Genomic DNA, 24207 nt, shown 5'->3' with positions numbered 1-24207 from the left:
TTCAAGAAGAAAGATAAAATGAAGGAACTGATTGAGACAATGAATGCCTGCAGCTTGATTGAGCTGGAGGGTATACCAATTTCTCCTAAATTGGAAGAGAACATTGAGCTATTGAAAAAAATGTTCGCTGATTGCTCCGATTTTGTCATACGAGATTTCTGCCAAAAAAACAGTGTCCGTGCGATTGCTGTCTTCGTTGATGGGCTCATTGATACCAAAGAGGTCAATTCCGCACTGAAATCGTTAATGGTGCTTGAAGATGGCGATAAAGATATAAAAGTGATAGAAGAGTCACTTTTGCCTGTTTCCCAGATGGGAAGAGTAGACGATTATAAAAAGCTGCTACAGGCTGTGCTTTCAGGTGATACAGGTATTCTTGTAGAGGGAAATACAGAAGCGCTTACGCTCGGCATTCGTGGAGCAGAAAAGCGCTCGGTTAATGAACCAGAAGGAGAAGCCGTCGTACGGGGGCCGCGTGAGGGTTTTATCGAAAATATTCGCACGAACACGTCGATGCTGCGGCGCAAATTGCGAACACCTCGATTGAAAATGAAGTCTTTGGTAGTTGGACGTGAGACAAACACCAATCTGGTGGTTGCCTTTCTGGATGGGATAGCTGATCCAGAGATCGTACAGGAGGTTACTGTTCGAATCAGTAAGATCAATTTAGATGCTGTGCTGGAAAGCGGATATATCGAAGAGATGATCCAGGATAACACATACTCGCCTTTCCCTCAGGTTATGTATACGGAGCGCCCAGACACGGTTGCTGCGGCATTGCTGGAGGGACGTGTCGCGATATTTGTGGATGGGACACCGATGGTTTTAATCGTGCCCGTTACGTTTTGGATGATGATGCAGGCCAGCGAGGATTACTACGAGCGATTTCAAATGGCTACCCTTGTTCGACTGCTGCGTTATGTTTTTCTCATCATTTCGCTCATTACCCCTGCTTTATACGTGGCCATTACGACCTATCACCAACAGATGCTACCAACCACACTCCTTTTAAGTATTGCGGCGGCACGCGAGTCTATTCCTTTTCCGGCTATTGTAGAGGCTTTAATCATGGAAGTTTCTTTTGAGGCTTTGCGAGAAGCGGGGATTCGCCTCCCGAAAACGGTTGGGCAAGCCGTCAGTATTTTAGGTGCGTTGGTCGTTGGTCAGGCAGCTGTGCAGGCAGGGATTGTTTCTGCCCCCATGGTTATCGTCGTATCGCTCACAGGGATAGCCTCATTTACCGTTCCGCATTTTAATGCATCGATTTCACTCAGAATGCTGCGCTTTCCGATCATGATAGCCGCTTCAATCCTCGGCATCTATGGAATGCTGGTATTGTTATTGCTAATCCTCGGGCATATGGCCAACCTGCGCTCTTTTGGTGTCCCTTATTTATCGCCGCTAGGACCGATGTCGATCGGCGATCTTAAAGACGTACTGATAAGAGCTCCATGGTCGATGATGGAAAAACGCCCGAGCTTTTTGGGTGTACAAAATGCAAGGCGTATGAATGATGGTTTTGCTAATTCTATTCAGCAAAGAGGAGGGCAATCAGGGGTGACAGGCAACCGTCATCCAAACGAGGAGGGCGAATCGTGAAGACTGTGACCCGCTTGTTGATTGTGGCGGTCTGTATGTTCCTGGTTTCTGGTTGTTGGGATCGGCGTGAAGTAAATGATATGGCTATTGTCATAGCAATGGCGATGGATAAGGAACCAGACGGTAGGTATCGGTTATCCATTCAGGTTCCCCTCGTCAGCAGTCTGGGTGCACAGTCTGGAGGAGGTGGGGGGACGAGTGGTGATAAGAGTTATTACGTTGATTCCGCAGTAGGCAGGACAATCCGGGAAGCGAATGGATTGATCCAGTCAAGAATGTCTCGAGAAATTTATTACTCCCATCACCGGATGATCGTCATTGGCGAAGAACTGGCGAAGGACGGAATGTCGGATGTTCTTGATATTGTCGCGCGCTTTCCGGAAAACAGACTGACGGCTTACATTGTCATGACAAAAGGCAAAGCAATCGAATTACTAACCGCACAGCCGCAATTTGAACGTTTTTCAGGAGAAGCGATGCGTGAGTTGGTCAAGATGGGGGGCATTAAGGTAACGTTGAAGGATGTGGCCCAGATGCTCGGTACACCAGGGGTTGATGCCATCTTACCCGTTCTGGCAGCAGTGGAGTCCCATCCGAAAGGAAAGTCAAAGGAAATACAGGCCACGGGGGTAGGTTTATTTCGACACGACAAGCTCGTAACCATAGCGAAGCCCAAAGAATTGCTTGGCTTGCGATTGTTCCAACGCGATTTTACACCGTTTTCTGTTGTGCTGCCCCTTACCAAGCACGAACGGCTTACGATAACTCTGTCGAAAGGAAGGGCGAAAATCAAGCCCGTTATTAGGAAAGGCCACATCCATTTCAAAATTGACCTATACGCTTCTGCCGTTGTGGTGGAGAATCTGTCAAACCTCGATCTCGAGGAAGAGAAAAATATTAGAATGCTGCAAGCGAAGCTCGTCGAGCAAATCAATAACGGCGTGAACCATATGATGCAAACGATCCAAAAGAAACAATCAGACTTCATTGGGTTAGGAATTGCATTGTCAAGGAATTATCCGCGAGAGTGGCGAGACCGATATCGGAACAGGTGGAATGAGGAACTTCCGAAAATCACATATGAAATCCGATCCAAAGTGAGCATATCCAATTTCGGACAGACAACGAAGAATATAACCAAAGGTGAAGATGATCATGAATAGAATATTTCTGGTCTTTTTTATCTTCATGCTGATACTTTCCATTGGGGAATTTATCCTGAAGCGAAAAGGCATGGATGGAAGACAGCGGGGAGTTATTGTTATTTTCTACACCCTAACTATTGTTTGTTTAATCGCCTTGCAATTCCAGTATTATCAAATGCTTCCAACGAGTAGCATTATGAACATTTTCTCTCCCCATGTGAAGAGGTGGCTGGATCAGTTCGTATAAGGAGGCCCAAGTATGATTCACAAGCAGGTTGTCAATCATCGACAAATTGCCTGGCTCGTCGGCAGTGTCTTGATGACAGGAATGATGATCAGTTTCTTGAGGTCTGTTGTTCAAGTAGCAAGGATGGATGCTTGGTTCTCTCAAATTTTCCCCATTTTTTATGCGATTTTTATCGCGTACGTTTTGAGTGAGCTCGTTGAGGCTTACCCAGGGAAGAATATCTTTGAAATCTTGTTTATTATCGGTGGGAAGTGGATTGGTGGTGCTGTCAATCTACTCATTTTGTTCTACATTTGGATCATCCTGGCGATCGATATTAAAGGGGCTGCTGATTTTTTGCATATCTCTTTATTGCCTACCACGCCATTGGAGATCATCTTACTCGTCTTCGTCCTGTTGATGATGTACTATGGTAAAACGAGTCTTGAGGTGGCAGCACGGGTAAATGAGTTTTATTTTCCTGTTTATTTCATCATGTGCATTTCGTTATATTTCCTGCTGATGAATGAATACAACGTAGAGCGATTGGAACCAATCTTAACCAGTAGATTGGATCGGATCGTGGTCAGCAACTTTCTACCAGTGGGAGTATATGGTGATGTTTTTCTCATTGGGGCATTCTTGCATGCTGTTGTGGAGCCGCGGCTATTTTATGCTGCGATGAAGCACGGGATCATCATCGTTGGCTTTGGAACGACGATTATGCTGCTCGTCTTGCTCGGGGTGATGGGCTTCATTATCGCCGGTCGACTGAATTTCCCCATCTATATTCTCGTCCAGCAAATCCACGTCACAGATTTTTTGGACAGGGTTGAAATGATCCTCTTTAGTGTTTGGTTCCCCGCTTTCACAATTAAAGTCATTGTCGCTTACTTGGCATTTTTAGTGGGGGTTGGATCGTTTGGGGGACAGCGGCATTACAATACACTCAATGCACCGTGTGGATGGTTTATCGTTGTATCCTCCATATTCGCGTTTCCAAATATAGCAGATATCGATCAATTTATTAGTTATAGCTTGCCGTTGATCGTGCTCGCGTTTCAATTGCCGCTGGCGCTCTTTTTGCTTATTCATGTGAGGAGAAAGAATAAAGGAAGAGAGCAAAGCCTCATTCCCGAAGGAACGAAGCTTTATCGATTTTACCGGTCGATGGTGTGGACCACGACAGTCTGTTTAAGCGGTTGTGTGATCGTGATATTGATTGGGGACTTTTTTAAGGATAAATCAGCGGTAGGTGGGGTTGCCACAGCTGTTTTGTACATTGCCTTCTTACTGATAGCGCTGTTGACGAGCTACGGGGAAATGCAGGCTCTTAATCATGGCAAGCAAAGGCTGGGGAGAGCAAAGCAGGCAGGAACGTTTCGACAATAAGGTCGAAAGCCAAGGGGTTCCCTATTGGCTGCGCGTGGTGGCTTATTAGCAAAAGGCATCTTCTGTTGGACAAGGGGCTGGATTCTCTCCGTGAAAGCGCGCCAGCCTTCATCCACCTTTACATTCTGTCTTTCATATATCTAAAAATCTCAATACACGTCCATTAACGTACTCTGGCTGTTCCATCGACAAAACGTGGCCAGCATTTTTTACGATTTCCGCTTCTATACCAGGAACAAAAGTCGAAGCACGATGTAAGGCGGACTGAGGGTCATAAATGACTTCGTGCTCGCTAAGCAATAAGAGAATCGGAACTTTTACTGATTTTAATTCGTCGTCAGTGAAAACATAAGGGAATCCATCAGCCTTTGGTTTTGGATTTCGTAATTCATCCTCCCACATAACTCCAGCATGAAACTGCTTTGCAAAATTTGGGTGTAACACGTAACGATCGCCCATCATCCACTTTATAAAATTCTCAACGCCGTTAGGCAGCGCAAGACCAAGTGCATATTTGTAGAAATCCGGATGAAATGATACGAATGTTTCCGCAGGACTAAGTAAAACAGCCTTTTCCACTCTCTCGACTGCACGTAAAGCAAAATTCATAACATGAAGCCCACCAAGCGAAAGTCCAACCATATTCGCCTTTTTGATACCCAGATTGTCAAACACATCGAGAAGCCATTCGGCGTAACCCGCTCTTGTACCGTTTAAATCCTCAGGAACACTTTTGTTCTTATCGCCCATGATATCAATGGCATATGTCCGGTATTTGCGGCTCCAATCAGCAATATTCGGATACCACATGGTGGAACTAAACAAGGCTCCGTGTAGCAATACGAGTGGTGGTGCATCCTTTGGGCCACTTGCAATGATATGCGTTTGTCCGAAACGGGTAGATACATAAAATGATTCGTAAGGAACTGGCCAAAGAGTAAGGCTTTCTTCATAGGTTTGATAATAGTGAACGCCACTGTCATTTGGTGGTGAAATGAACGATGCATGGTTAGACATACAATGCTTCCTCCCAATCCTGTTTATATTGATGTGAAAAAACAATAGGGAAATCTATTTTAGTGATACAAATATGTCATTCAATATAGTACAGATTATTTTTTTGTGTCAATGATACGATAAAATAAAGAGTTTTATTGATTGATACAGTGTTGAAAATGAAGTATAACAGATTTGTTTCCCTGATGATAAAAATGAATTCGTGGTAACTTCAGGTACTACAGAGACTAATCCACCCGGTGTTTTTGCATATGGGGATAATTTCTGAAATCAAATTTGGTATGAAGAACAACAAATACTCCCATAAAGAGCAGTATAAGAGTAATACTACACCCTTTTCAGAGGTGAAAAATGAATCCACTCATACCTATGGAGCCAATTAGCTGTGAGAAAATACCCCAAGGGGCCGACTGGATCGCTCAAGTTAAATGGGATGGAGTCCGAATCCTGACTTACTTTGATGGTCAGGGGACTCGTCTATACAATCGGAGAATAAATGAGCGGACTCACCAATACCCAGAGTTAGCTGACATACAGACATATTGCAATGCTCGCTCGGTGATCTTAGATGGAGAAGTGATTGCACTAGGAGCTGACGGAAAACCGTCATTTCATGAAGTGATGCGGCGGGATGGGATTAGACGATTGGAGAAAGTCAGCCAGGCACAGAAGGCTGTCCCCATTACCTACATGATATTTGATGTCCTATTTACAAATAATGAGTGGATAAACAATCTTACATTGAGAGAGCGTCTCAACTTGCTATCAGAAATCATTATTCCAAACGACCATGTACAATTGGTGACCGGTCATGATGATGGAAACGCTATGTACGAGGTCATCAAACAGCATGGTATGGAAGGCATTGTTGTGAAGAATCTAAACAGCAAATACGTAATTGGTGGGAAAGAGAAACAGTGGCAAAAGAAAAAATACTATCGGGACACCATAGCTGTCGTTGGGGGAGTTACGCTGCGTGATAATGTTGTGAATTCTCTCTTGTTAGGGCTGTATGATCCGGAAGGGCGCTTATTTTATATAGGCCACGCAGGAACTGGTAAATTAACTCGAAATGACTGGATGACTCTGACGGAAAAGATTGTACCTTTGATACAAAATGATAGGCCCTTTGTAAATACCCCAGCAAGGTTCAAAGGTGCTGTGTGGCTGAGACCAAGTGTCACGGTTAAGGTACAATTTGCTGAATGGACAGAAGGCTATACGTTACGGCAACCGAGTATTCAAGCAGTTGTTGATATACCTGTTGATTACTGTGTCTTGGAGTAGATTCTCATGGTGCAATACAATGGAACATAAAAAATATCCCTCATCTTAAATGGTGGGATGTTTTTCTGTGAAACTATCCTTTGATTGCGAAAGTTGAAAATTCACCTGGCGATCATTCGGTGTGAGTGGATGGATTCTTGTTGGAATTTTACGAAACTTTTTTATTGATTAAGTATTGAATTCGAGCTATACTACTCTGTATAAAGCAACTGATCGGTTTAGCGGATTTGGGCTGTATCTGGTTGAGCTGTTTCCTCCTTCCGTGGTACGTCCACCACACCTCATGGGAAGGGAGCTGCTCTCTGATATGGCCCTCTTTGCGTCTCTTGCTCCAGGTGGGAATGTTAGTTGTTCACTTTCTTTAATCCTTTTTTCATTGATATACGATTAGAGACTTGTTTATAATGACTGTGCGAACTCATTTACGAAAGAAGGAATTGACTTGCCGTTTCTTCGGTTTAAAGGCTTTGCGAAGCAAGACATAGAGCCCATTTCTCAGATTCTTATAGAAGAGTTTTCCAAAAATGCTGAAGTCGCTCAGGAAAAGGTGAAATTGGAGCTGCTTCAGGTAGAGCAACTAACAAACAGTCCTTTGTCTGTAGAGATCATGATGTTCCCCCGCGAACAAAAGCAACATGATGCGATTGCAAGCGCCGTACACGGCATTTTGAAGAAGCAAGGCTTTTTGCATGTCCATATTTTCTTCATCCTGCTATCGCCTACTCTCTATTATAAGGAAGGACTTCCGTTGCAGGTCGGGATAGCGAAATAAGCAAGAAAAAAGGTCGAGATCCTCCAGAAAGGATTTCGACCTTTTTCTATTAATAATAGAGGCTTTCGGATTGCAGACACTTGGAGCATGTTCGCGTAAGTGGAGTTTCGATATAGACGTGGCTACAGTCTTGTTGAATGAGCCGCAATTGTTGTTTAAATTGCTCTAGCTCAGCCTCTAGTCGAATGATCTTCTCGCGTAAACGACTGGCTTCCTCCATAGGCATCCCCCTTAATTACGACTGGTACAAACGGCTTCCTTGTTCGCGGAACTCACGCGATTTTTCCTGCATCCCTTCAAGAATGGCGGGATCTTGGGCAGATCCTTGTTCATTAGCAATGTGACGAATGTCGTGCGATATTTTCATGCTACAAAATTTAGGCCCGCACATGGAACAAAAATGGGCGGATTTGGCGGCTTCTGCTGGCAACGTTTCATCGTGATATTCGCGGGCGCGCTCTGGGTCCAGGGACAAATTGAATTGATCGTTCCAGCGAAAATCAAAACGAGCTTTGGATAAAGCGTCGTCTCGCTGTTTTGCCCGCGGATGTCCTTTTGCGAGATCAGCGGCATGCGCTGCGATTTTGTATGCGATTAAACCGTTGCGGACATCCTCCTTATTAGGAAGGCCGAGATGCTCCTTGGGCGTTACGTAGCAGAGCATCGCTGTTCCGAACCATCCAATCATGGCAGCGCCAATCGCTGAAGTAATGTGGTCATAGCCGGGTGCAATGTCTGTCGTGAGTGGTCCAAGTGTGTAAAAAGGGGCTTCATGGCAAATAGATAACTGTTTATCCATATTTTCGCGAATAAGATGTATCGGGACGTGACCGGGGCCTTCAATCATGACCTGTACGTCGTGTTCCCACGCAATTTTTGTGAGTTCTCCCAATGTTTCAAGCTCCGCGAACTGTGCCTCGTCATTCGCATCCGCGATAGAGCCAGGACGCAGTCCATCCCCGAGGGATACACAAATGTCATAGGCCTTCAGAATTTCACAAATTTCAGCGAAATGCGTATACAAAAAGTTTTCCTCATGATGGGCCAGGCACCATGCGGCCAAAATGGACCCACCGCGTGAAACGATGCCGGTAACACGGTTAGCTGTCATGGGGATGTAGCGCAAAAGAACGCCAGCATGAATCGTGAAGTAATCGACGCCTTGTTCCGCCTGCTCAATCAAGGTGTCTCGGTAAACCTCCCATGTCAAATCCTCGGCTTTCCCATTTACTTTTTCAAGTGCTTGATAAATCGGGACAGTTCCGATTGGAACGGGGCTGTTGCGGATAATCCACTCCCGCGTGGTATGTATATGTTTTCCCGTCGAGAGGTCCATAATGGTGTCGGCACCCCAACGAACAGACCAAATCATTTTTTCGACCTCTTCTTCCATCGAAGAGCTGACGGCTGACGTTCCGATGTTGGCATTGATTTTGACATGAAAGTTGCGGCCAATGATCATCGGCTCGCTTTCCGGGTGATTGACGTTAGAAGGAAGGATCGCACGTCCAGCGGCGATTTCTGCCCGTACAAATTCAGGGGAGACACCCTCGCGAATGGCAACGTATTCCATTTCCGGTGTGATGATATTTTTTCGGGCATAATGAAGCTGGGTAACATTTTTGCCTGGCTTTGCCCGTTTTGGTTTGTAGTCCTCTCGAGGGAAAGTGGGGAGGGTGGCAGCCTTTTCTTCATTTCGGATTCCGTCGTCGACTAGTTGTGGTTCGCGACCGACATACGTTTCCGCATCATTTCGCTCATCGATCCACTGATGGCGAATGGAGGGCAGTCCGGCTTGAATGTCAGGAACGTAACCCGTTGCGGTATACTCGCCACTCGTATCGTACACGCGAAGAGGAGGATTGGGTGTGGAGCCAGACAATCCTTCGGTAGGATGAAGGGAAATCTCGCGCATCGGGACACGGATGTCCGCACGACTACCTGTTTCGTATACTTTGCGACTGCCTGGAAAAGATGACACCAATGACATAAAAAAACCTCCTTGTTTTGGTTGCACGAAAGTGAGAACCGTTTAGGGAGGCGAAAGAAACTTCCGCGAAAAAGCGCCGCATAAACAATATGCGACGCCAACGCGAGAGTAGAGAAGAAACGGGTATCCTAAAGATACGCGTAACTTTTCGTGTCGTATATGACATTCCTCCGCTGGCATTACCCAGTTCAGGTTCAACGGTCGATGGCACAGTACCATCCTCTCAGCCTGGTGAATCCCAAGCTCCCGTGCTTTTTTATTTTGGATTGCAAGAATAGGATAACGGGAAGTCCATTTAAATTCAAGGGAAATTTTCCAGAAGGAAATTGCAGGTGTGCAACACATTTTCCTCCCCCCTATTCTCGTGAATCGGACTAAAACTGTTTCTGTAGACCCACATGATTCCGATCTGTTACGATGAAGTTCGAAAAAAAGCAACTGCTTCCAGCGCTTTGATATTCATCGTTGTCGAAGCAGGATGGAGAAGTATTTTGAGGTGATGAGGTATGGATGTTTATTCGGATCTAAAACAAGGAGAACGTGGAGCGTGGGTGAGTATTTTCGCCTACATTTTCTGCTCTGTATTAAAAATAGGAGTTGCGTATGTCACTGCGTCAGAAGCTTTAATGGCCGACGGTCTTAACAACTCAACAGATGTTGTCGCATCGATTGCTGTTTTGATCGGGCTGCGTATTGCAAGGAAACCACCTGATAAAGATCACCCGTATGGCCATTTCCGGGCCGAGACGATTTCAGCACTTGTCGCATCATTTATTATGCTATTTGTCGGAGTTCAGGTTATTACGAATGCTGTACCATCCTTGTTTGACCCGAAAAATTCAGCTCCTGACCTGTTGGCAGGGTGGACAGCACTTGCGACTGCGGTCATTATGCTTTTCGTCTATCGCTACAATAAAAAGCTTGCTATCAAAACAAACAGCCAAGCACTAGATGCGGCAGCCGCTGACAACCGTTCAGACGCATTCGTCAGTATCGGGACGTTTATCGGGGTGGCTGGCGCACAGTTTCAATTGCATTGGCTCGATCCGTTAGCTGCTTTTGTTGTTGGTCTCATCATTTTGAAGACTGCGTGGGACATTTTCAGGGAAGCAACCCACCGTTTGACAGATGGGTTTGACGAGAGCGAGCTTGCGGACCTGCGGGCTACGATTTCCTCGATTTCAGGGGTTAGGGATATCAGTGACATCAAAGCCCGCTACCATGGAAGCAGCGTGCTGGTTGATGTTGTGATTCATGTAGATCCAGGTCTGAATGTGGTGGAGAGTCACACCATCACCGAAAAAATTGAAGAACAGATGCGCAAGATTCACCGCATTAACGCCGTTCATATCCATATTGAACCGTGTAGAAAAATGGCGCCTAGCTAGATTCCGTCCTGGGAATACAAAAAAACCTGTCCAGTGTGGGCAGGTTTTTTTGTATGCAGCTAACCAGAAGTAGCCTTCTTTTTGCGGAGTGTTTTGGTTGTAGAAGTAGTCGTAGTCTTTTTCGGACTGGCTGGTGCCGCCTTTTTCGATGCCTGCTCTTTTTCGGACGAGGAGGCAGCGGTGGTGCGTTTTCGCGCAGGCTTTGACGGGGTTGGTTCTGGCTCGATTTTTATAGGCATAGTGGCTTGACCAGCTGTAGATTCCAAGCTTTCTTTTAGGGCCTGCATGAGATCGATAACATTGGTTCTTGCCACGGTAGGTGCAGTGGCGATCTCCTGACCCTCCAATTTTTTCTCAATCAGTTTTTGCAGGTCGGATCGATATTCATCGGTATATTTTGCCGGATCAAAAGGGATCGTCATATTGCTAATGAGCTCAGTTGCCATCTTCAGTTCGTTTTCGGCCAACTGTACAGTGGCTTCAGGCAAGGCAGGTACTTGACTGACGGGACGCACCTCATCTGGATAGAAGATCGTCTCCAGCATGATGCAATGTTCATACAGTCGGATAACAGCCAGGCTTTGCCGATTGCGCATCGTCACCTGTGCAACGCCGATTTTTCCTGTCTGTTCCATAGCGGATCGCAGCAAGGCGTATGCTTTTTCGCCAGTGTCCTGTGGAGATAGGAAATAGCTCTTATGAAAATAAACGGGATCGACCTCCGACAAGTCTACGAAGTCGATAATTTCAATGGCTCTGCGTGTTTCTGGCGTAATGGCTTCCAGATCGTCATCGTCGATCATGACAAAATGTCCTTTTTCGTATTCGAAGCCACGGACGATTTCGCTCGTATCGACCTCGCGTTGACAGTGCGGGCACATTTTCGTGTACTTGATCGGGGTATTGCACTCTTTATGCAGTTGACGAAAGCGAATATCGCGCTCTTCCGTTGCAGTAAACATACGAACAGGTATATTGACGAGGCCGAAGCTGATTGAGCCCTTCCACACCGTATGCATGCGGATACCTCCTTCACAGTTATTTTTGTATAGTATCTGTATCCGCTTAAAAGAAGTGCCGAGGGAATTGAAGGTGGAAAAGTAAAAAGCCAGCCGATTCGATGCGGCTGGCTATTGTATGCAGCTACTGTCCGTGTTTGACGATGTCCGATTGATCTGCACGCGATTGCATGTCACGCGCCAGCTCGACGTCTTTGCCTGTGCGGTCTGCAATGGACTGGGCTTTGGACGCCTTCAGCTTTTGTGCGGACGGTCGCTTTTCTGCCATGAATGACTCACTCCTTTCAGGCAAGCTACATGAAGAAGGTGTTGCAGGTATATGTAGTATGTGCTGGACACAAAAAAATACCCCATCGCCAAATGACGAGGGGCGACCGTTCAACTCCTCCCGGTGAAGGGAGCGATGGCACGAAATGCTCCTATCAGACACGTCGTGCGCCTAAGTGAACAGCCTTTCAATTATGGGAGAGGAGAAACCGGAGGAAGAGCTTATGGGGAAACGTAAGTCTTCTCCGCGGTTGTCAGCGACACCGTTGCGTCGCTATTCAACATCTTTTCCAATTGAATGGGGTTATATACCTTTCTTGCGATAAATTTTTCCAGTTGCTAATTTTACGGGTGTATGCAGTTGTGATAGTATGATATCATTCTCAGTCTTAGAAAATCGCGTCTTAAAACATACATATTAGGAAAGCAGACAGGTGAAATGAGTATGCGAGTCATCGCTGGAGAACACAGAGGAAGACGGTTGGCAGCAGTTCCGGGAAAAGGAACCAGACCGACAACCGATAAAGTCAAAGAATCGATTTTTAATATGATTGGCCCGTATTTCGATGGCGGATGGGCATTGGACCTATACGCAGGAACAGGTGGTCTCGGGATCGAGGCATTGAGTAGGGGCGCGGATCGAGCTGTTTTCGTGGAGCGAGATCAAAAAGCATTTGCCGTGGTAAAGGAAAACGTCAGCACTTGCAGGCTAGACGATTATGCCGAGCTATATCGAATGGATGCGGAGCGAGCTATTCGCACACTGAGTACCCGCAATCAAAAATTTGACCTCGTCTTTTTGGACCCGCCATACGCCCAGCAAAAGATCGTAGAAGAAATTGAGATGTTGCAGGAGCTGGGAATGTTGGCAGACGGAGCGTGGATCGTGGCTGAGCATGATATCGCAGACTCCTTTCCGGATGCGATTGGTCATTGTGTGAAGGATCGAGCGGCAAAGTATGGGGATACGGCCGTTACCCTGTATTATTACGATTTGGAGCCACACGTCTAACTTTTAAATCAAGGTGCGAAAAGAGCACGAAGGGAGGATAACCCGCTATGGCAATTGCCGTATGTTCAGGAAGCTTTGACCCTGTTACTTATGGGCATCTCGACATTATTGCGCGGGGTGCCAACGTTTTTGATAAGGTCATTGTCGCCGTCTTGATCAATTCAAAGAAAAACTCATTGTTCAGCGTAGAAGAGCGTGTCGAATTGCTTCGTCAGGCAACGGCTGACATGAAAAATGTAGAAGTGGACTCTTTTGACGGCTTGTTAATTGACTATATGAACAAAAAGGGCGCACAGGTGATCATTCGTGGCCTTCGTGCTGTTTCTGATTTTGAATATGAGATGCAAGTCGCCTCGATTAATAAAAAGCTCGACGAAAATATTGAAACGTTTTTCATGATGACGAACAATCAATATTCATACTTGAGCTCAAGTATTGTAAAGGAAGTTGCGAAGTACAAGGCGAGTGTCGCCGATTTAGTGCCGCCGATCGTAGAAGAGGCACTGAAGCGAAAAATGGCCGAGTAGATTATCGCGTCTTGCTGCGGTTCATGTGCGAAAGAGTTAGGCTGGTACACAACAGAATCGCACCGACGCCGATGGCGAGTCCCCCTGATAATAGGAAGGTCTCCCACCAACTCGTCGCAGGAATCTCAGATTTCGCATGCACAAATACAGGGACGGCTTTCTCCACGAACCAGGAACTGACTGTGGCAAGTGGCCCCCAAAGGACAAAGGTCAAAATTGCAGCTAGCAATGCATGCAGGGATCTGGCAATCAAGTAAGGGGCGACACGAATATCCGTTTCACTCAAGATACTTGCGACCTGTGCATGAACACTCAGACCGCCCCAAGACAATATCGCGCTGGCAATGGCCGCTTTCCAGACCAAGGAAACATCATTAGGCACAATGCTCGCTGCCTGTGCGCCAAGGGTTACTTCGAACAATCCAGCCACGATTGCTTGGGAGAAGGCTGGTGGAAAACCAAAGGGACCAAGAAAAATCGAGAGAAGTGTACTGATGATTTGCGTCAGATGAATCGTGGAGAAAAGTTGGATTAATACCGAGAAAACAATGATGAAGCCACCGATCATAAGCAGTGTATTCAGAGCGGATTGCACGGCTTCTCCCATTAATTTTCCGAACGGACGACGATCGCGGATACGTGCCCGATGCATCGCTTGCAAGGCTCGTAAAGGAAGAGGTAGTGAATTTTTCTCCAATGGGGCTGAAGTAATCGCAAAAGGTGCATGAAAACGATAGATTACGCCCATGAGCATAGCTGACAAATAATGAGTCAGGGCTAAAATGACGCCCATTTGCTCGCTGTGGAAAAAGCCGATTGCCACTGCTCCCATGACGAATAAGGGGTCTCCTGTTGTTGTAAAAGAGACGAGACGTTCACCCTCAGCCTTCGTCACATTGCCTTGCAGACGAAGGCGTGTAGTCAGCTTTGCGGCTACCGGATAGCCGGACGAGAAGCCCATAGCCAGTACGAACCCGCCAGTACCCGGAACGTTAAACAGTGGGCGCATCAATGGCTCCAGTAACACGCCGACGAAATGGACGACGCCCAGACCCATCAACACCTCAGACAGCACAATAAAGGGGAGGGTAGAGGGAAAAACTACCTCCCACCATATCTTTAGACCGCGTACGGCAGCTTCAAAAGATATCTGCGAGTAAGCAATCAATGCAATAACAATGAAAACGGTCGAGATGGCGAGCAACAAGGTAAGTACGGGTGAGTGGCGTGACATGGATTCCTCCTGAATCGAAGAAAAGTAGTAGTACATGTCTACGTGGCAGGCGGGAGAACTATGCGTAAGCTTGGTCGACGAATCTCTCCCAAGTGTGAAAGGTTCAGCGATTTACCACATAGGCTGGTTACAGGGAGGGGTTTTTCCATGCAGACAAAGCGTAAACCAATCGTGGGTGTAGCCCTGGGTTCTGGGGGTGCTCGCGGTTTTGCACATATTGGTGTATTGAATGCGTTAGAAGCACATGGTATCCAGATTGACATGCTGGCTGGCTCCAGTATGGGCAGTCTGATTGGGGCCGTCTATGCCAACGGGATTGAACCGAGCATGATGGGAAAGCTTGCCATGAATTTAAAACGCAAGCATTGGCTCGATTTAACTGTACCTAGCATGGGCTTTGTTACGGGGGAAAAGATCAAGCAATTGATTCGCCTGTTAACACACGGGAAGCGCTTGGAAGAGCTGAACAAGCCGCTTGCTATTGTGGCGACGGATATTGAAACAGGGGAGAGAGTGGTATTTCGGGAAGGCCCAATTGATCAAGCAGTGAGAGCGAGCATATCCATTCCAGGCATCTTCGTCCCTGAAAAAGTAGGGGGGAGGCTTTTAGTCGACGGAGGAGTCATTGATCGTGTACCTGTGACAGTACTGCGTGAAATGGGTGCCGATATCGTGATTGCGGTAGATGTCGCCCAATTCGATACGCGGGTGGAGGTCAAAAGTATTTTTGATGTCATCGCCCAAACCATTGATGTCATGGAAAGGGAAATTCTGCGACATCGAATCATTGCGGCAGACATCGTAATCAGGCCGGATGTTGGACACTATAGCAGTATCGCATACACGGGTGTCGAAGAAATAATCGAGCTAGGCGAACGTGCGGGTACTGAACATATCGAACGCATTCAGGAACGAATTGCAAATTGGGAGGCACAAGAATGAGTGAGGAACAGCTTTATGCCAACAGACGCAGATCTTCAGGAACCAGAGGCTTTAGCTGGATACTTGCCTTGGTTTTTGTCTTGTTGGGTATTTCTTTTTTTGTACCGACGAATTATTACGTGAGTCGTCCGGGTTCAGCGATTGAGTTGGGGCCGATGATTCAAGTGGAAGGCGGCAAGAAGGACGAGACTGGCTCCTTCATGCTAACGACAGTTCGAATGGGCGAAGCGAATTTGCCGTGGTATTGGTATGCAAAAATGGCGCAGGATGTTGAGCTGTTACCCAAGGAACTGGTTGTCAGCAAGGGCGAGGACAGCGAAGATTTTATCCGTCGAGAACAAGCAGTCATGGACCATTCACAAAAAATTGCGGAGGCAGTCGCATTCCGTCTTGCTGGTTTCGAAGTGAAAATCGAAAAGCAGGGCGTGTGGGTGATGGGTACCTTGGAAGGCTTCCCTGCCCATAAAACGCTGCAAATCGGAGATGTCATTACGTATGTAGACGGGGTTCGCACATCTGAGGCAAAAGATTTGCTGACAGCCCTCTCTGCAAAAAAAGCAGGCGATCAAGTCGAAATTACGTACACAAGAGATGGACAAGAGGCCAAAACGATGTTAACCTTGGAACCACTACCTGAATCCAAGTCAGTTGGAATTGGTGTACGCCCTGACAACAAACAGGAAATCATCATTCCAAAAGAAGTAACCATTGCCTCTCAAGGGATTGGTGGTCCTTCTGCGGGATTGATGATGACGCTGGAGATTTATGACCAGTTAAATACGGAGACGGATTTGACAAAAGGCTATAAAATTGCAGGAACAGGCACGATTTCGTTAGACGGAAAAGTAGGCAGGATCGGTGGCATTAATTTAAAGGTAATCGCAGCGGACAAAGCGGGTGCAGAGATCTTCTTTGCTCCACAGGATACGCCAGATACGAGCTCCAATTACGAGGAGGCGTTAGCAACTGCCAAGCGGATTGGAACTTCAATGAAAGTGATTCCGATCAAGACGGTAGAAGAAGCGATTACGTACTTGAATGGTCAAAAACCGAAATCTACCTGAGTAAACTAGCTGTCAAGCAAAAATGGTTGACAAAGCTTTGGGCAGGGTCTATAATCATCTTTGTTGTGCATGAGGTGAAATGCTATGAACATTAAGTTAGCAGAGTTAGAGCACCGAAAAGGAGAGCCGTTGCCATTCCAGGTAACTCTGGATGCAGATGAGCTGAAGAAGCGCCATCATGAGATTCGTGGGATTACTCCTGTGACTGCGAGTGGTGAAGCTGTACAGCTGGGCAATCTCTATTACGTAAAAGGAAGCATGAAGGCAGATGTGAATTTTGTCTGCGCGAGATGCTTGAATCCTTTTGTCGATCAGGCAACAGTAGATTTCTCTGAAACATTTGCGCTTGCGGATGATCCGATCCTGCAAGACGACGAGGACAGCGATATCCTTCCTCTGGAAGGCGATGAAATCGAGCTGGACTCACTGCTTCAAGAGGATTTCTTACTGGCTATGCCGACCTTCCCGCTTTGCGAGGAGGATTGTAAAGGTCTGTGCCCGACTTGCGGTGTGAATCGTAATGAAGTGGCATGCAGCTGCAAGAATGAGCGTGTTGACCCGCGATTGGCTGGGTTGGCTGACTTTTTCAAAGACAGCAAATAAGTATTCTTACTGTATTCAAGATGATTCGCCGACCATTCGTGGCAGCGTCTCATTTTTGAAGGATGGCATAAGCATTTTGCCTATACTGTCCACCCAATAGAGCTTCTTAGCATTTGTCAGTTGAAGGAGGTGTAAGGAAGATGGCAGTACCTCAACGGAGAACTTCCAAAACCCGTAAAAGAATGCGTCGTACGCACTTCAAATTAGAGATTCCAGGCATGATCAAATGCGATAATTGTAGCGAATACAAGCTTGCGCATCGTGTTTGCCCAAGCTGCGGTCACTACAAAGGCGTGAAAGTAGCGAAGTAATATTCGCTGCTAAGAAAGCAAGGTGAGAAATCGCCTTGCTTTTTTTGTTCCTTCTTATTACTTATGATTACTTATAAATGCTTATTATCGCTTGTAACTTTTGCTTAAATGACTTATAATGAAGGCAAGATAAGGATGGGGTTGAGGCTTCGTGTTTCAAGAGGAGAGGCTCGCTGCAATTCTTGCGTATTTGCAGGAGCACCAGCGTATCAGTGTGCAGGATGTAGTTGAGCAGTTTGGTGTTTCCCGTGACACAGCGAGGCGTGATATTGTCAAGCTGGAGGAGCAGGGGCAAATCCTGCGGACCAGGGGAGGAGCGGTACTGCCCAGCCTCAACAAAAAGAACTACTCCCATCAGGAACGAATGCAGCTTGATTTGACAGGAAAGCGCAGTATTGCGACAGCGGCTGCTCGTCTGATCAAAGACGGCGATTACATGCTACTCGATGCTTCCACAACTGTTCAGCTCGCAGTGGAATCGATACAGACCCGCGACCATGTCATCATTACGAATTCATTAGCGACTGCCGCCAGTATGTCCCGAAAAGAAGGCGTTCTTGTCAAGCTATTGGGCGGAGATGTACATGCAGAGGATCAATGTGTGCTCGGTACACGTGTGATTCAAAACCTCGCTGATTTTCATGTCGATAAAGTACTGGTTGGTGCATGCGGTCTTACAAAGGAAGGGCTCATGTCCACGCAGGAGGATCACGGCTTTCTGATTAAAGAAATGATCAAGCGGGCCGATCAGGTGATCATACTCACTGACCATACCAAGTTTGGAAAAAGCATGCTGTATCGCGTTGCAGGTTTTGACCAGATCGATATTATCGTGACCGATAAGCTGCCCGAAAAGGAAATAGCAGATGCTTTGCACGCCAACGATGTAGAGGTGATTGTAGCTTCCACATGAAGCTATTGATCCATAAAAAAGAGGATAAGTTCCATTTGGCTGGCGTGAATGGGTGACCAGCGTGACAGCATATGGATTTATCAGGGAGAGTCCTTCAAATGGGAAGGGCTCTTTCTTTTTTCTTGCATTTGTGTACGGCCCCTGCTATTCTGGTAATCCTGACTTTTCCAAGAGGAGGGTTTTATGGTTTATTGGCGGATTATTCGCAAGAGTTATCGTCGAAATCTTCAGTATCGTTTATCGCATGTCGTCAACAATGTCGCAAGCTCGATTTTTGGGCTTGTTTTTATTGCCATTTGGACGGGGGTCCTTTCTGGAAAACAAGTTTACGGCCCCTATGATGTCAAAACGATGGGGTTTTACATCGCGATTTGTCAAAGTGTTCTCTGGATGACAACATTTTTGTCCCCAGGTCTGAATGTGCAAATCGCGGTTAGAAGCGGGGCTGTCAGTCTGGATATGATCAAGCCTGTTCACTATCTCTGGTACATGCTCAGCCAGGAGTTTGGACGACTTCTGTACAACGCTTGTTACCGAAGTGTTCCGATTGGCTTGCTGCTAGGATTAGCAGTGGGCTTCTTTTTTCCCTCCCAGCCGTTTACTTACTTCTGGTTTATCCTCTCGCTTCTGCTAGGAACGTACATAGGCATGCTGCTCTTCTATCTCGCGGGCATTTCTTCCTTCTGGACGACAGAAATTCGCTGGGTACACCTCATCCTTTTGTCATTGATCTTTGGGTTAGGCGGACAAATGATTCCGATAGACTTGATGCCCGGGGTCATTGGAAAGGTAGCGCCTTATTTGCCCTTTTCGGCAATGATTTATTATCCGGTCATGACTTTGCTAGAGCTTGCACCTCCTTATGGCATGCTTGTACAAGCCGGCTGGGCACTCGTTTTAACGGCAGTTGCTTTATTGGTGACGAACTTGGCAAGAAGAAAGCTAGAAATTCAAGGAGGATAACCACATGTTTGCCCTCTATCGCAAACTGATTGCGGCCAGCATTCGCTCGCAAATGCAATACAAGATAAATTTTGTCACGAGCGCTGCCACGACCGGAATGATTATGGTGCTTGATTTTATTATTCTCTCTGCGATTTTGTATCGATTTCACGATGTGGTCGGCTGGAATATTTACGAGGTTGGGATGCTTTATGGGATTTCCTCGGCATCTGTCTCCTTGTATCGGCTGTTTGCCCCGGAAATTAACGACTTTGAGAAGTACATCGTACAAGGGGAGCTCGATCAATTGCTCATCCGTCCTGTTTCGCCTTTGCTTCTGCTATTGACACGCAATCTTGATTTGTCGAGAGTGGGAGGGTTGGTACAAGGGGTGTCTGTTTTGGTCATCTCCTTGTCGGGTCTTGCCGGTGACGGGAAATCGATCATAGGGTTGGTGCTATTCTCACCGGTTGCTATTTTGTCTGGCGGCGTGATTTATTTCTCGATTGGACTTGCTACGGCTGGGGTCGCTTTTTGGACGCATCAGATGAAAGACATGCTGACCTTCACCATTTATGCGCCAGCCAATGCTTGCAATTATCCGGTCGGGCTATATCCTAACTGGCTCAAATGGCTGTTTTTCTCAGCGATACCGATCGCGTACATGAATTATTTGCCAATGTTGACGCTTTTGGGCAAAGGGGGCGAATGGTTTTATCCAATACTCACCCCGGTAGCCGCAGCGTTTGCTTTTTATTTCGCTCGTATGCTGTGGAATGTCGGGATTCGACACTACCATAGTACAGGGAGCTAAGGAGGGGTAACATGATTGAAGCAAAGCACATCGAAAAATCATTTTTCCTGAATCAAGCCAAAGAGGGGCGCTTTGCTTCTCTACGAACACTCTTTTCTCGTGAACGAAGGGAAGTCAAAGCCGTCCATGATATCTCCTTTTCCATTGGCAGAGGCGAGTTCGTAGGATATATCGGGCCGAATGGCGCAGGAAAATCGACGACAATCAAAATGCTGGCAGGAATTCTTCATCCCAGTCAGGGGGAAATACGAATAGGCGGATATAGTCCACAGCGGGAAAGAATTCAAGTAGCCTCACAGATCGGAGTGGTGTTCGGACAGCGAACACAACTGTGGTGGGATTTGCCAGTCAGAGATTCCTTCGAAATTTTGCAAGCGATGTACAAGATTGACGACAAATCATATCAGCGATCGATGGAGCTGTATCAGGAACTGCTGGACCTCCATGAATTCCTTGATACGCCAGTGCGTAAGTTGTCGTTGGGTCAAAGGATGAGAGCTGATTTAGCGGCGGCACTGCTGCATGATCCGCCTGTCCTGTTTTTAGACGAGCCTACGATTGGGTTGGATGTGGTTGCGAAGACGCGCATCAGAGCTTTTTTGAAGGAAGTGAATCAGACCCAGAAGAAGACCATTCTATTGACAACTCATGATATGGACGATATTGAACAACTCTGTAACCGGATTATCGTGATTAATCATGGCAAAAAGATGATGGATACGAGCTTGACTGAATTGCGGCAACAGATAGGGCTGCCAAGCCTCATACGAATTGAATTTCGACAACCGCCCAAAAAGCTTTACGACCTAGAGGGAATCGAGCGGATGGAGCTTTCAGAGAACGTACTCTCGATTTACTTCGACAAAGGAAAAATTTCTTCGCCGAGAATCCTTGCTGAAGTGGCGGGGTGGGGTGAACCTTTGGACATCCAGATGAAAGAACCGGGGATTGAGGAGATCATTCGTCTCATTTATCGGTAGGGACGGCTACCTAATTTCGCGATCCATACTTGTAATTCCACATCTTCTCCCTTATACTGTGTTTTGGTACCAGGTATTAAAAACAGATCGCAATCATACATAGTACAACTGAATCCTGCTTAAGGGGGTGTTCGGCATCGCCCGCTTGCCAAAAAAAGATCGCCAGTCTCGCTTGGTGCAGTATCTGGCGGATAACCCATTTGCGACGGACGAAGATCTGGCTGAGTTATTTCATGTCAGTATTCAAACCATACGTTTAGACCGACTGGAATTAGGAATACCGGAGCTGCGTGAGCGTATCAAGACAGTCGCAGAGAAAAGTCTTGATCCTGTAAAATCATTGGGCATCGATGAAATCATAGGTGAAATGGTTGATTTACAGCTTGATTCACAGGCTATTTCCGTATTGGAAATAAAAGAAGAACACGTTTTCTCCAAAACACAAATTGCCAGAGGGCATTATATATTTGCTCAGGCCAACTCGTTGGCAGTAGCAGTAATTAACGCAGACGTAGCGTTGACAGCTACGGCGAGGATCCGCTTTGTCCGTCCTGTACGAACAGGGGAAAAGCTGGTTGCCAAAGCAGTGGTGAGAAGCCGTAACGGCGACGAATGCAAGGTGCGCGTAGAGACGAAGGTCCAAGGTGAACTGGTCTTTACCGCAACCTTCCGGGTAGTTGAAATGTCGAGCTACCATAACAGCATGGATGAGGAGTAAGGAGGAATCACGGTTGCGAATTGCAGTGGATGCGATGGGCGGCGATCACGCACCGAAGAGTACCGTATTAGGGGCGCTTGCTGCCATCAAGGAAAACCCGGCCATTACAGTTGTATTGGTGGGAGATGAACAGGCTATTCGGAACCATTTGCCGCAGGATATTCCGGCAAACATTGAAATCGTTCCTGCAGCGGAAGTGATTTTGCCAGATGATGAACCGGTTCGAGCTGTTCGGCGTAAGAAAAATTCTTCGCTGGTCGTAGCAGTTGAGATGGCGCGCGAGAAAAAAGTCGACGCGATGATTTCGGCAGGAAATACGGGCGCTTTAATGACAGCGGGCTTGCTCTACGCAGGACGCATGGATGGAATCGAGCGCCCGGCGCTTTGTGCCTATATCCCGAATTCAAAAGGCCGCGTAACACTGACGCTAGACGTCGGAGCCAATATGGATGCCAAGCCACATCAGCTTGTACAATACGCGGTGATGGGGAGCTTGTATGCTGAGAAAGTGTTGGGCTTTGAGCGTCCGACAGTAGGCTTGCTCAATGTCGGGACGGAAGAAGGAAAAGGAAACGAATTGACGAAAGCTGTTTTTCCTCTCCTTCAAGAAGCTGACTTGAATTTTGTAGGAAATGTGGAAGCACGCGATGTTATGCAAGGAGCCTGTGATGTGCTCGTATGCGACGGCTTTGTAGGAAATGTTTTGTTAAAAGCCGTAGAGGGTGCTGCCTCCACAATCTTTTCGCAGTTGAAGCAGGAGTTTACTTCCAGCCTGATTAATAAGCTAGGAGCGGCCATTCTGAAACCTGGATTGGTTCGTTTTAAAAAGAAAATGGATTATGCGGAATACGGTGGAGCTCCCTTGCTGGGATTGAAATCCCCTGTGATCAAGGCTCACGGTTCCTCAAATGAGCGTGCAATGAAAAACGCGATCGTCAGTGCTACGCGGTTTGTTCAGCAGGACGTGAACGAGGTTATCCAGCAATCATTACAGAAAAATACTTTGGGAGAAAGCGAGTGAAGCAGATGAGTGCAAAGCGTTCAGTAGGGATTTTGTCTACAGGCTCTTATACACCGGAGCGGGTATTGACGAACTTTGATCTAGAGAAAATGGTGGAAACCTCTGATGAGTGGATTGTTTCCCGTACTGGAATCAGAGAACGCCGCATTAGCTCACCGGAGCAAGCTTCTTCCGACTTGGCTTACGAGGCTGCCAAAGCTGCTCTCGAAAAAGCAAACATCAGTGCGGAACAGCTGGATATGATCATTGTCGCTACCGTAACACCTGACATGTCGTTCCCGTCTACTGCTTGCTTGCTGCAAGAAAAGCTGGGTGCTACACGTGCGGCTGCGATGGATCTTTCCGCGGCTTGCACAGGCTTTTTGTACGGAATTACGACAGCGACTCAGTTCATCCAAAACGGTTTGTATAAAAAAGTGTTGGTCGTAGGCGTTGAGACCTTGTCCAAAATTACGAATTACAAAGATCGAAATACATGTGTGTTGTTTGGAGACGGTGCGGGTGCGGCTGTTATCGGTGAAGTTACCGAGGGCTACGGCTTCCAGTCCTTTGAGCTCGGCGCAGATGGATCAGGCGGTTCACTCTTGTGCATGCCGGCAGGTGGCTCCAGAACGCCTGCATCCGCTGAGTCTGTCGAACAAGGACTGCATTATCTCTACATGGCAGGCGGAGAAGTTTTCAAATTCGCTGTTCGCGTGATGAATTCTGCAACAGAGGCTGTCTTGTCCAAAGCGGGCGTATCGAAGGATGAGATCGACCTGTTAGTGCCGCATCAGGCAAACAAACGCATTATCGACTCTGCTGTACAGCGTTTCGGTCTGTCTGAGGATAAAGTTGCGATCAACCTGGATCGCTATGGAAACATGTCTTCTGCTTCCATTCCAGTAGCGCTGGATGAAGCAGTAAAGGCTGGTCGTGTAAAAGAAGGCGATAACCTGATTCTGGTTGGATTTGGTGGCGGCTTGACTTGGGGAGCGACGCTCTTGAAGTGGTGCACAACCCCAGCAGAAGGGAGCAAGTAGGA

Annotated in this window: 26 protein-coding genes and 1 riboswitch; of the genes, 20 read left to right on the top strand and 6 right to left on the bottom strand. The window is 46.9% G+C overall.

Translation table 11 applies throughout. From position 1 onward, the window contains the following. Positions 1-18: 18 nt before the first annotated feature. Genes ODZ53_RS01460 through ODZ53_RS01445 form a run of 4 tightly spaced genes read left to right on the top strand, consistent with a single transcriptional unit; the run spans position 19 to position 4362 of the window. On the top strand, positions 19-1599 hold the full coding sequence (locus ODZ53_RS01460) for a spore germination protein (RefSeq protein WP_372675671.1): 1581 nt from the start codon (positions 19-21) through the stop codon (positions 1597-1599). Then, positions 1596-2762, top strand: a complete 1167-nt coding sequence (locus tag ODZ53_RS01455; RefSeq protein WP_372675670.1) for a Ger(x)C family spore germination protein — start codon at positions 1596-1598, stop codon at positions 2760-2762. Before ODZ53_RS01460 ends, ODZ53_RS01455 begins: the two co-directional genes overlap by 4 nt. Then, a complete protein-coding gene (locus tag ODZ53_RS01450; RefSeq protein WP_041749510.1) occupies positions 2755-2991 on the top strand; it encodes a hypothetical protein in 237 nt (78 codons plus the stop codon). Before ODZ53_RS01455 ends, ODZ53_RS01450 begins: the two co-directional genes overlap by 8 nt. Before the next feature lie 12 nt (positions 2992-3003). Further along, entirely contained in the window at positions 3004-4362 is a 1359-nt protein-coding gene (locus tag ODZ53_RS01445; protein WP_015891926.1) for a GerAB/ArcD/ProY family transporter, read from the top strand. A gap of 132 nt (positions 4363-4494) precedes the next feature. Here the strand turns inward: ODZ53_RS01445 and ODZ53_RS01440 are convergent, their stop codons facing one another. Next, the gene (locus tag ODZ53_RS01440) at positions 4495-5379 is read right to left on the bottom strand and encodes a carboxylesterase (protein WP_372675669.1); all 885 of its coding nucleotides are present in this window, start codon (positions 5377-5379) and stop codon (positions 4495-4497) included. A gap of 351 nt (positions 5380-5730) precedes the next feature. Between ODZ53_RS01440 and ODZ53_RS01435 the strand changes: the two genes are divergently transcribed. Together ODZ53_RS01435 and ODZ53_RS01430 are read left to right on the top strand one after the other, a co-directional pair. Continuing rightward, positions 5731-6666, top strand: coding sequence for an ATP-dependent DNA ligase (locus tag ODZ53_RS01435; RefSeq protein WP_372675667.1), 936 nt, complete (start codon positions 5731-5733; stop codon positions 6664-6666). Between the two features lie 442 nt (positions 6667-7108). Beyond that, a complete protein-coding gene (locus tag ODZ53_RS01430) occupies positions 7109-7438 on the top strand; it encodes a DUF1904 family protein (protein ID WP_064200666.1) in 330 nt (109 codons plus the stop codon). Between the two features lie 49 nt (positions 7439-7487). Here ODZ53_RS01430 and ODZ53_RS01425 read toward each other — a convergent pair whose 3' ends face one another. Together ODZ53_RS01425 and thiC are read right to left on the bottom strand one after the other, a co-directional pair. Beyond that, the gene (locus ODZ53_RS01425; RefSeq protein ID WP_173362204.1) at positions 7488-7658 is read right to left on the bottom strand and encodes a hypothetical protein; all 171 of its coding nucleotides are present in this window, start codon (positions 7656-7658) and stop codon (positions 7488-7490) included. A gap of 15 nt (positions 7659-7673) precedes the next feature. Continuing rightward, positions 7674-9428 carry a phosphomethylpyrimidine synthase ThiC gene (gene thiC / locus ODZ53_RS01420; RefSeq protein ID WP_372675666.1) on the bottom strand — a complete coding sequence of 585 codons (1755 nt, stop codon included), beginning with the start codon at positions 9426-9428 and terminating at the stop codon, positions 7674-7676. 147 nt (positions 9429-9575) lie between these two features. Continuing rightward, positions 9576-9688, bottom strand: a riboswitch (TPP riboswitch). Between the two features lie 246 nt (positions 9689-9934). On the opposite strand from thiC, the gene ODZ53_RS01415 reads away from it, so the two are divergent. Next, positions 9935-10816: a cation diffusion facilitator family transporter gene (locus tag ODZ53_RS01415; RefSeq protein WP_199929856.1), complete on the top strand. Its 882-nt coding sequence runs from the start codon at positions 9935-9937 to the stop codon at positions 10814-10816. A 59-nt stretch (positions 10817-10875) separates the two neighbouring features. On the opposite strand, the gene ku is transcribed toward ODZ53_RS01415, so the two are convergent. Next, the gene (gene ku, locus ODZ53_RS01410; protein WP_372675665.1) at positions 10876-11835 is read right to left on the bottom strand and encodes a non-homologous end joining protein Ku; all 960 of its coding nucleotides are present in this window, start codon (positions 11833-11835) and stop codon (positions 10876-10878) included. Between the two features lie 124 nt (positions 11836-11959). Further along, a complete protein-coding gene (locus tag ODZ53_RS01405; RefSeq protein WP_016743266.1) occupies positions 11960-12103 on the bottom strand; it encodes a hypothetical protein in 144 nt (47 codons plus the stop codon). A gap of 444 nt (positions 12104-12547) precedes the next feature. On the opposite strand from ODZ53_RS01405, the gene rsmD reads away from it, so the two are divergent. Both rsmD and coaD read left to right on the top strand, forming a co-directional pair. Continuing rightward, the gene (rsmD, locus tag ODZ53_RS01400; RefSeq protein ID WP_372675664.1) at positions 12548-13114 is read left to right on the top strand and encodes a 16S rRNA (guanine(966)-N(2))-methyltransferase RsmD; all 567 of its coding nucleotides are present in this window, start codon (positions 12548-12550) and stop codon (positions 13112-13114) included. A gap of 47 nt (positions 13115-13161) precedes the next feature. Next, positions 13162-13641 carry a pantetheine-phosphate adenylyltransferase gene (coaD, locus tag ODZ53_RS01395; RefSeq protein ID WP_137028288.1) on the top strand — a complete coding sequence of 160 codons (480 nt, stop codon included), beginning with the start codon at positions 13162-13164 and terminating at the stop codon, positions 13639-13641. 1 nt (position 13642) lies between these two features. On the opposite strand, the gene ylbJ is transcribed toward coaD, so the two are convergent. Next, on the bottom strand, positions 13643-14875 hold the full coding sequence (ylbJ, locus tag ODZ53_RS01390; protein WP_372675663.1) for a sporulation integral membrane protein YlbJ: 1233 nt from the start codon (positions 14873-14875) through the stop codon (positions 13643-13645). 147 nt (positions 14876-15022) lie between these two features. Between ylbJ and ODZ53_RS01385 the strand changes: the two genes are divergently transcribed. From ODZ53_RS01385 to ODZ53_RS01335, 11 genes are all read left to right on the top strand, one after another. Further along, entirely contained in the window at positions 15023-15817 is a 795-nt protein-coding gene (locus tag ODZ53_RS01385) for a patatin-like phospholipase family protein (protein WP_015891907.1), read from the top strand. Then, entirely contained in the window at positions 15814-16881 is a 1068-nt protein-coding gene (locus tag ODZ53_RS01380) for a SepM family pheromone-processing serine protease (protein ID WP_372675662.1), read from the top strand. Before ODZ53_RS01385 ends, ODZ53_RS01380 begins: the two co-directional genes overlap by 4 nt. Positions 16882-16965: 84 nt before the next feature. Next, a complete protein-coding gene (locus tag ODZ53_RS01375) occupies positions 16966-17484 on the top strand; it encodes a YceD family protein (protein WP_087346950.1) in 519 nt (172 codons plus the stop codon). A 140-nt stretch (positions 17485-17624) separates the two neighbouring features. Continuing rightward, the gene (gene rpmF / locus ODZ53_RS01370; RefSeq protein WP_005834357.1) at positions 17625-17795 is read left to right on the top strand and encodes a 50S ribosomal protein L32; all 171 of its coding nucleotides are present in this window, start codon (positions 17625-17627) and stop codon (positions 17793-17795) included. Positions 17796-17946: 151 nt separating this feature from the next. Beyond that, positions 17947-18708, top strand: a complete 762-nt coding sequence (locus ODZ53_RS01365; RefSeq protein ID WP_372675661.1) for a DeoR/GlpR family DNA-binding transcription regulator — start codon at positions 17947-17949, stop codon at positions 18706-18708. Positions 18709-18891: 183 nt separating this feature from the next. Beyond that, positions 18892-19671, top strand: a complete 780-nt coding sequence (locus ODZ53_RS01360; protein ID WP_372675660.1) for an ABC transporter permease — start codon at positions 18892-18894, stop codon at positions 19669-19671. A gap of 4 nt (positions 19672-19675) precedes the next feature. After that, a complete protein-coding gene (locus ODZ53_RS01355; protein WP_372675659.1) occupies positions 19676-20464 on the top strand; it encodes an ABC transporter permease in 789 nt (262 codons plus the stop codon). A gap of 11 nt (positions 20465-20475) precedes the next feature. Continuing rightward, on the top strand, positions 20476-21444 hold the full coding sequence (locus tag ODZ53_RS01350) for an ABC transporter ATP-binding protein (RefSeq protein WP_372675658.1): 969 nt from the start codon (positions 20476-20478) through the stop codon (positions 21442-21444). A 127-nt stretch (positions 21445-21571) separates the two neighbouring features. Then, a complete protein-coding gene (fapR, locus tag ODZ53_RS01345) occupies positions 21572-22162 on the top strand; it encodes a transcription factor FapR (protein ID WP_016743276.1) in 591 nt (196 codons plus the stop codon). A 13-nt stretch (positions 22163-22175) separates the two neighbouring features. Continuing rightward, positions 22176-23183, top strand: coding sequence for a phosphate acyltransferase PlsX (gene plsX, locus ODZ53_RS01340; RefSeq protein ID WP_015891899.1), 1008 nt, complete (start codon positions 22176-22178; stop codon positions 23181-23183). Positions 23184-23188: 5 nt separating this feature from the next. Continuing rightward, entirely contained in the window at positions 23189-24205 is a 1017-nt protein-coding gene (locus ODZ53_RS01335; RefSeq protein ID WP_173604799.1) for a beta-ketoacyl-ACP synthase III, read from the top strand. Positions 24206-24207: the final 2 nt, after the last annotated feature.

Source organism: Brevibacillus sp. BD137 (genome assembly GCF_041644655.1).
Lineage (GTDB): Bacteria > Bacillota > Bacilli > Brevibacillales > Brevibacillaceae > Brevibacillus > Brevibacillus brevis_D.
The sequence above is the reverse complement of the archived record's forward strand: the minus strand, read 5'-3'. Positions and strand labels throughout refer to the sequence as shown.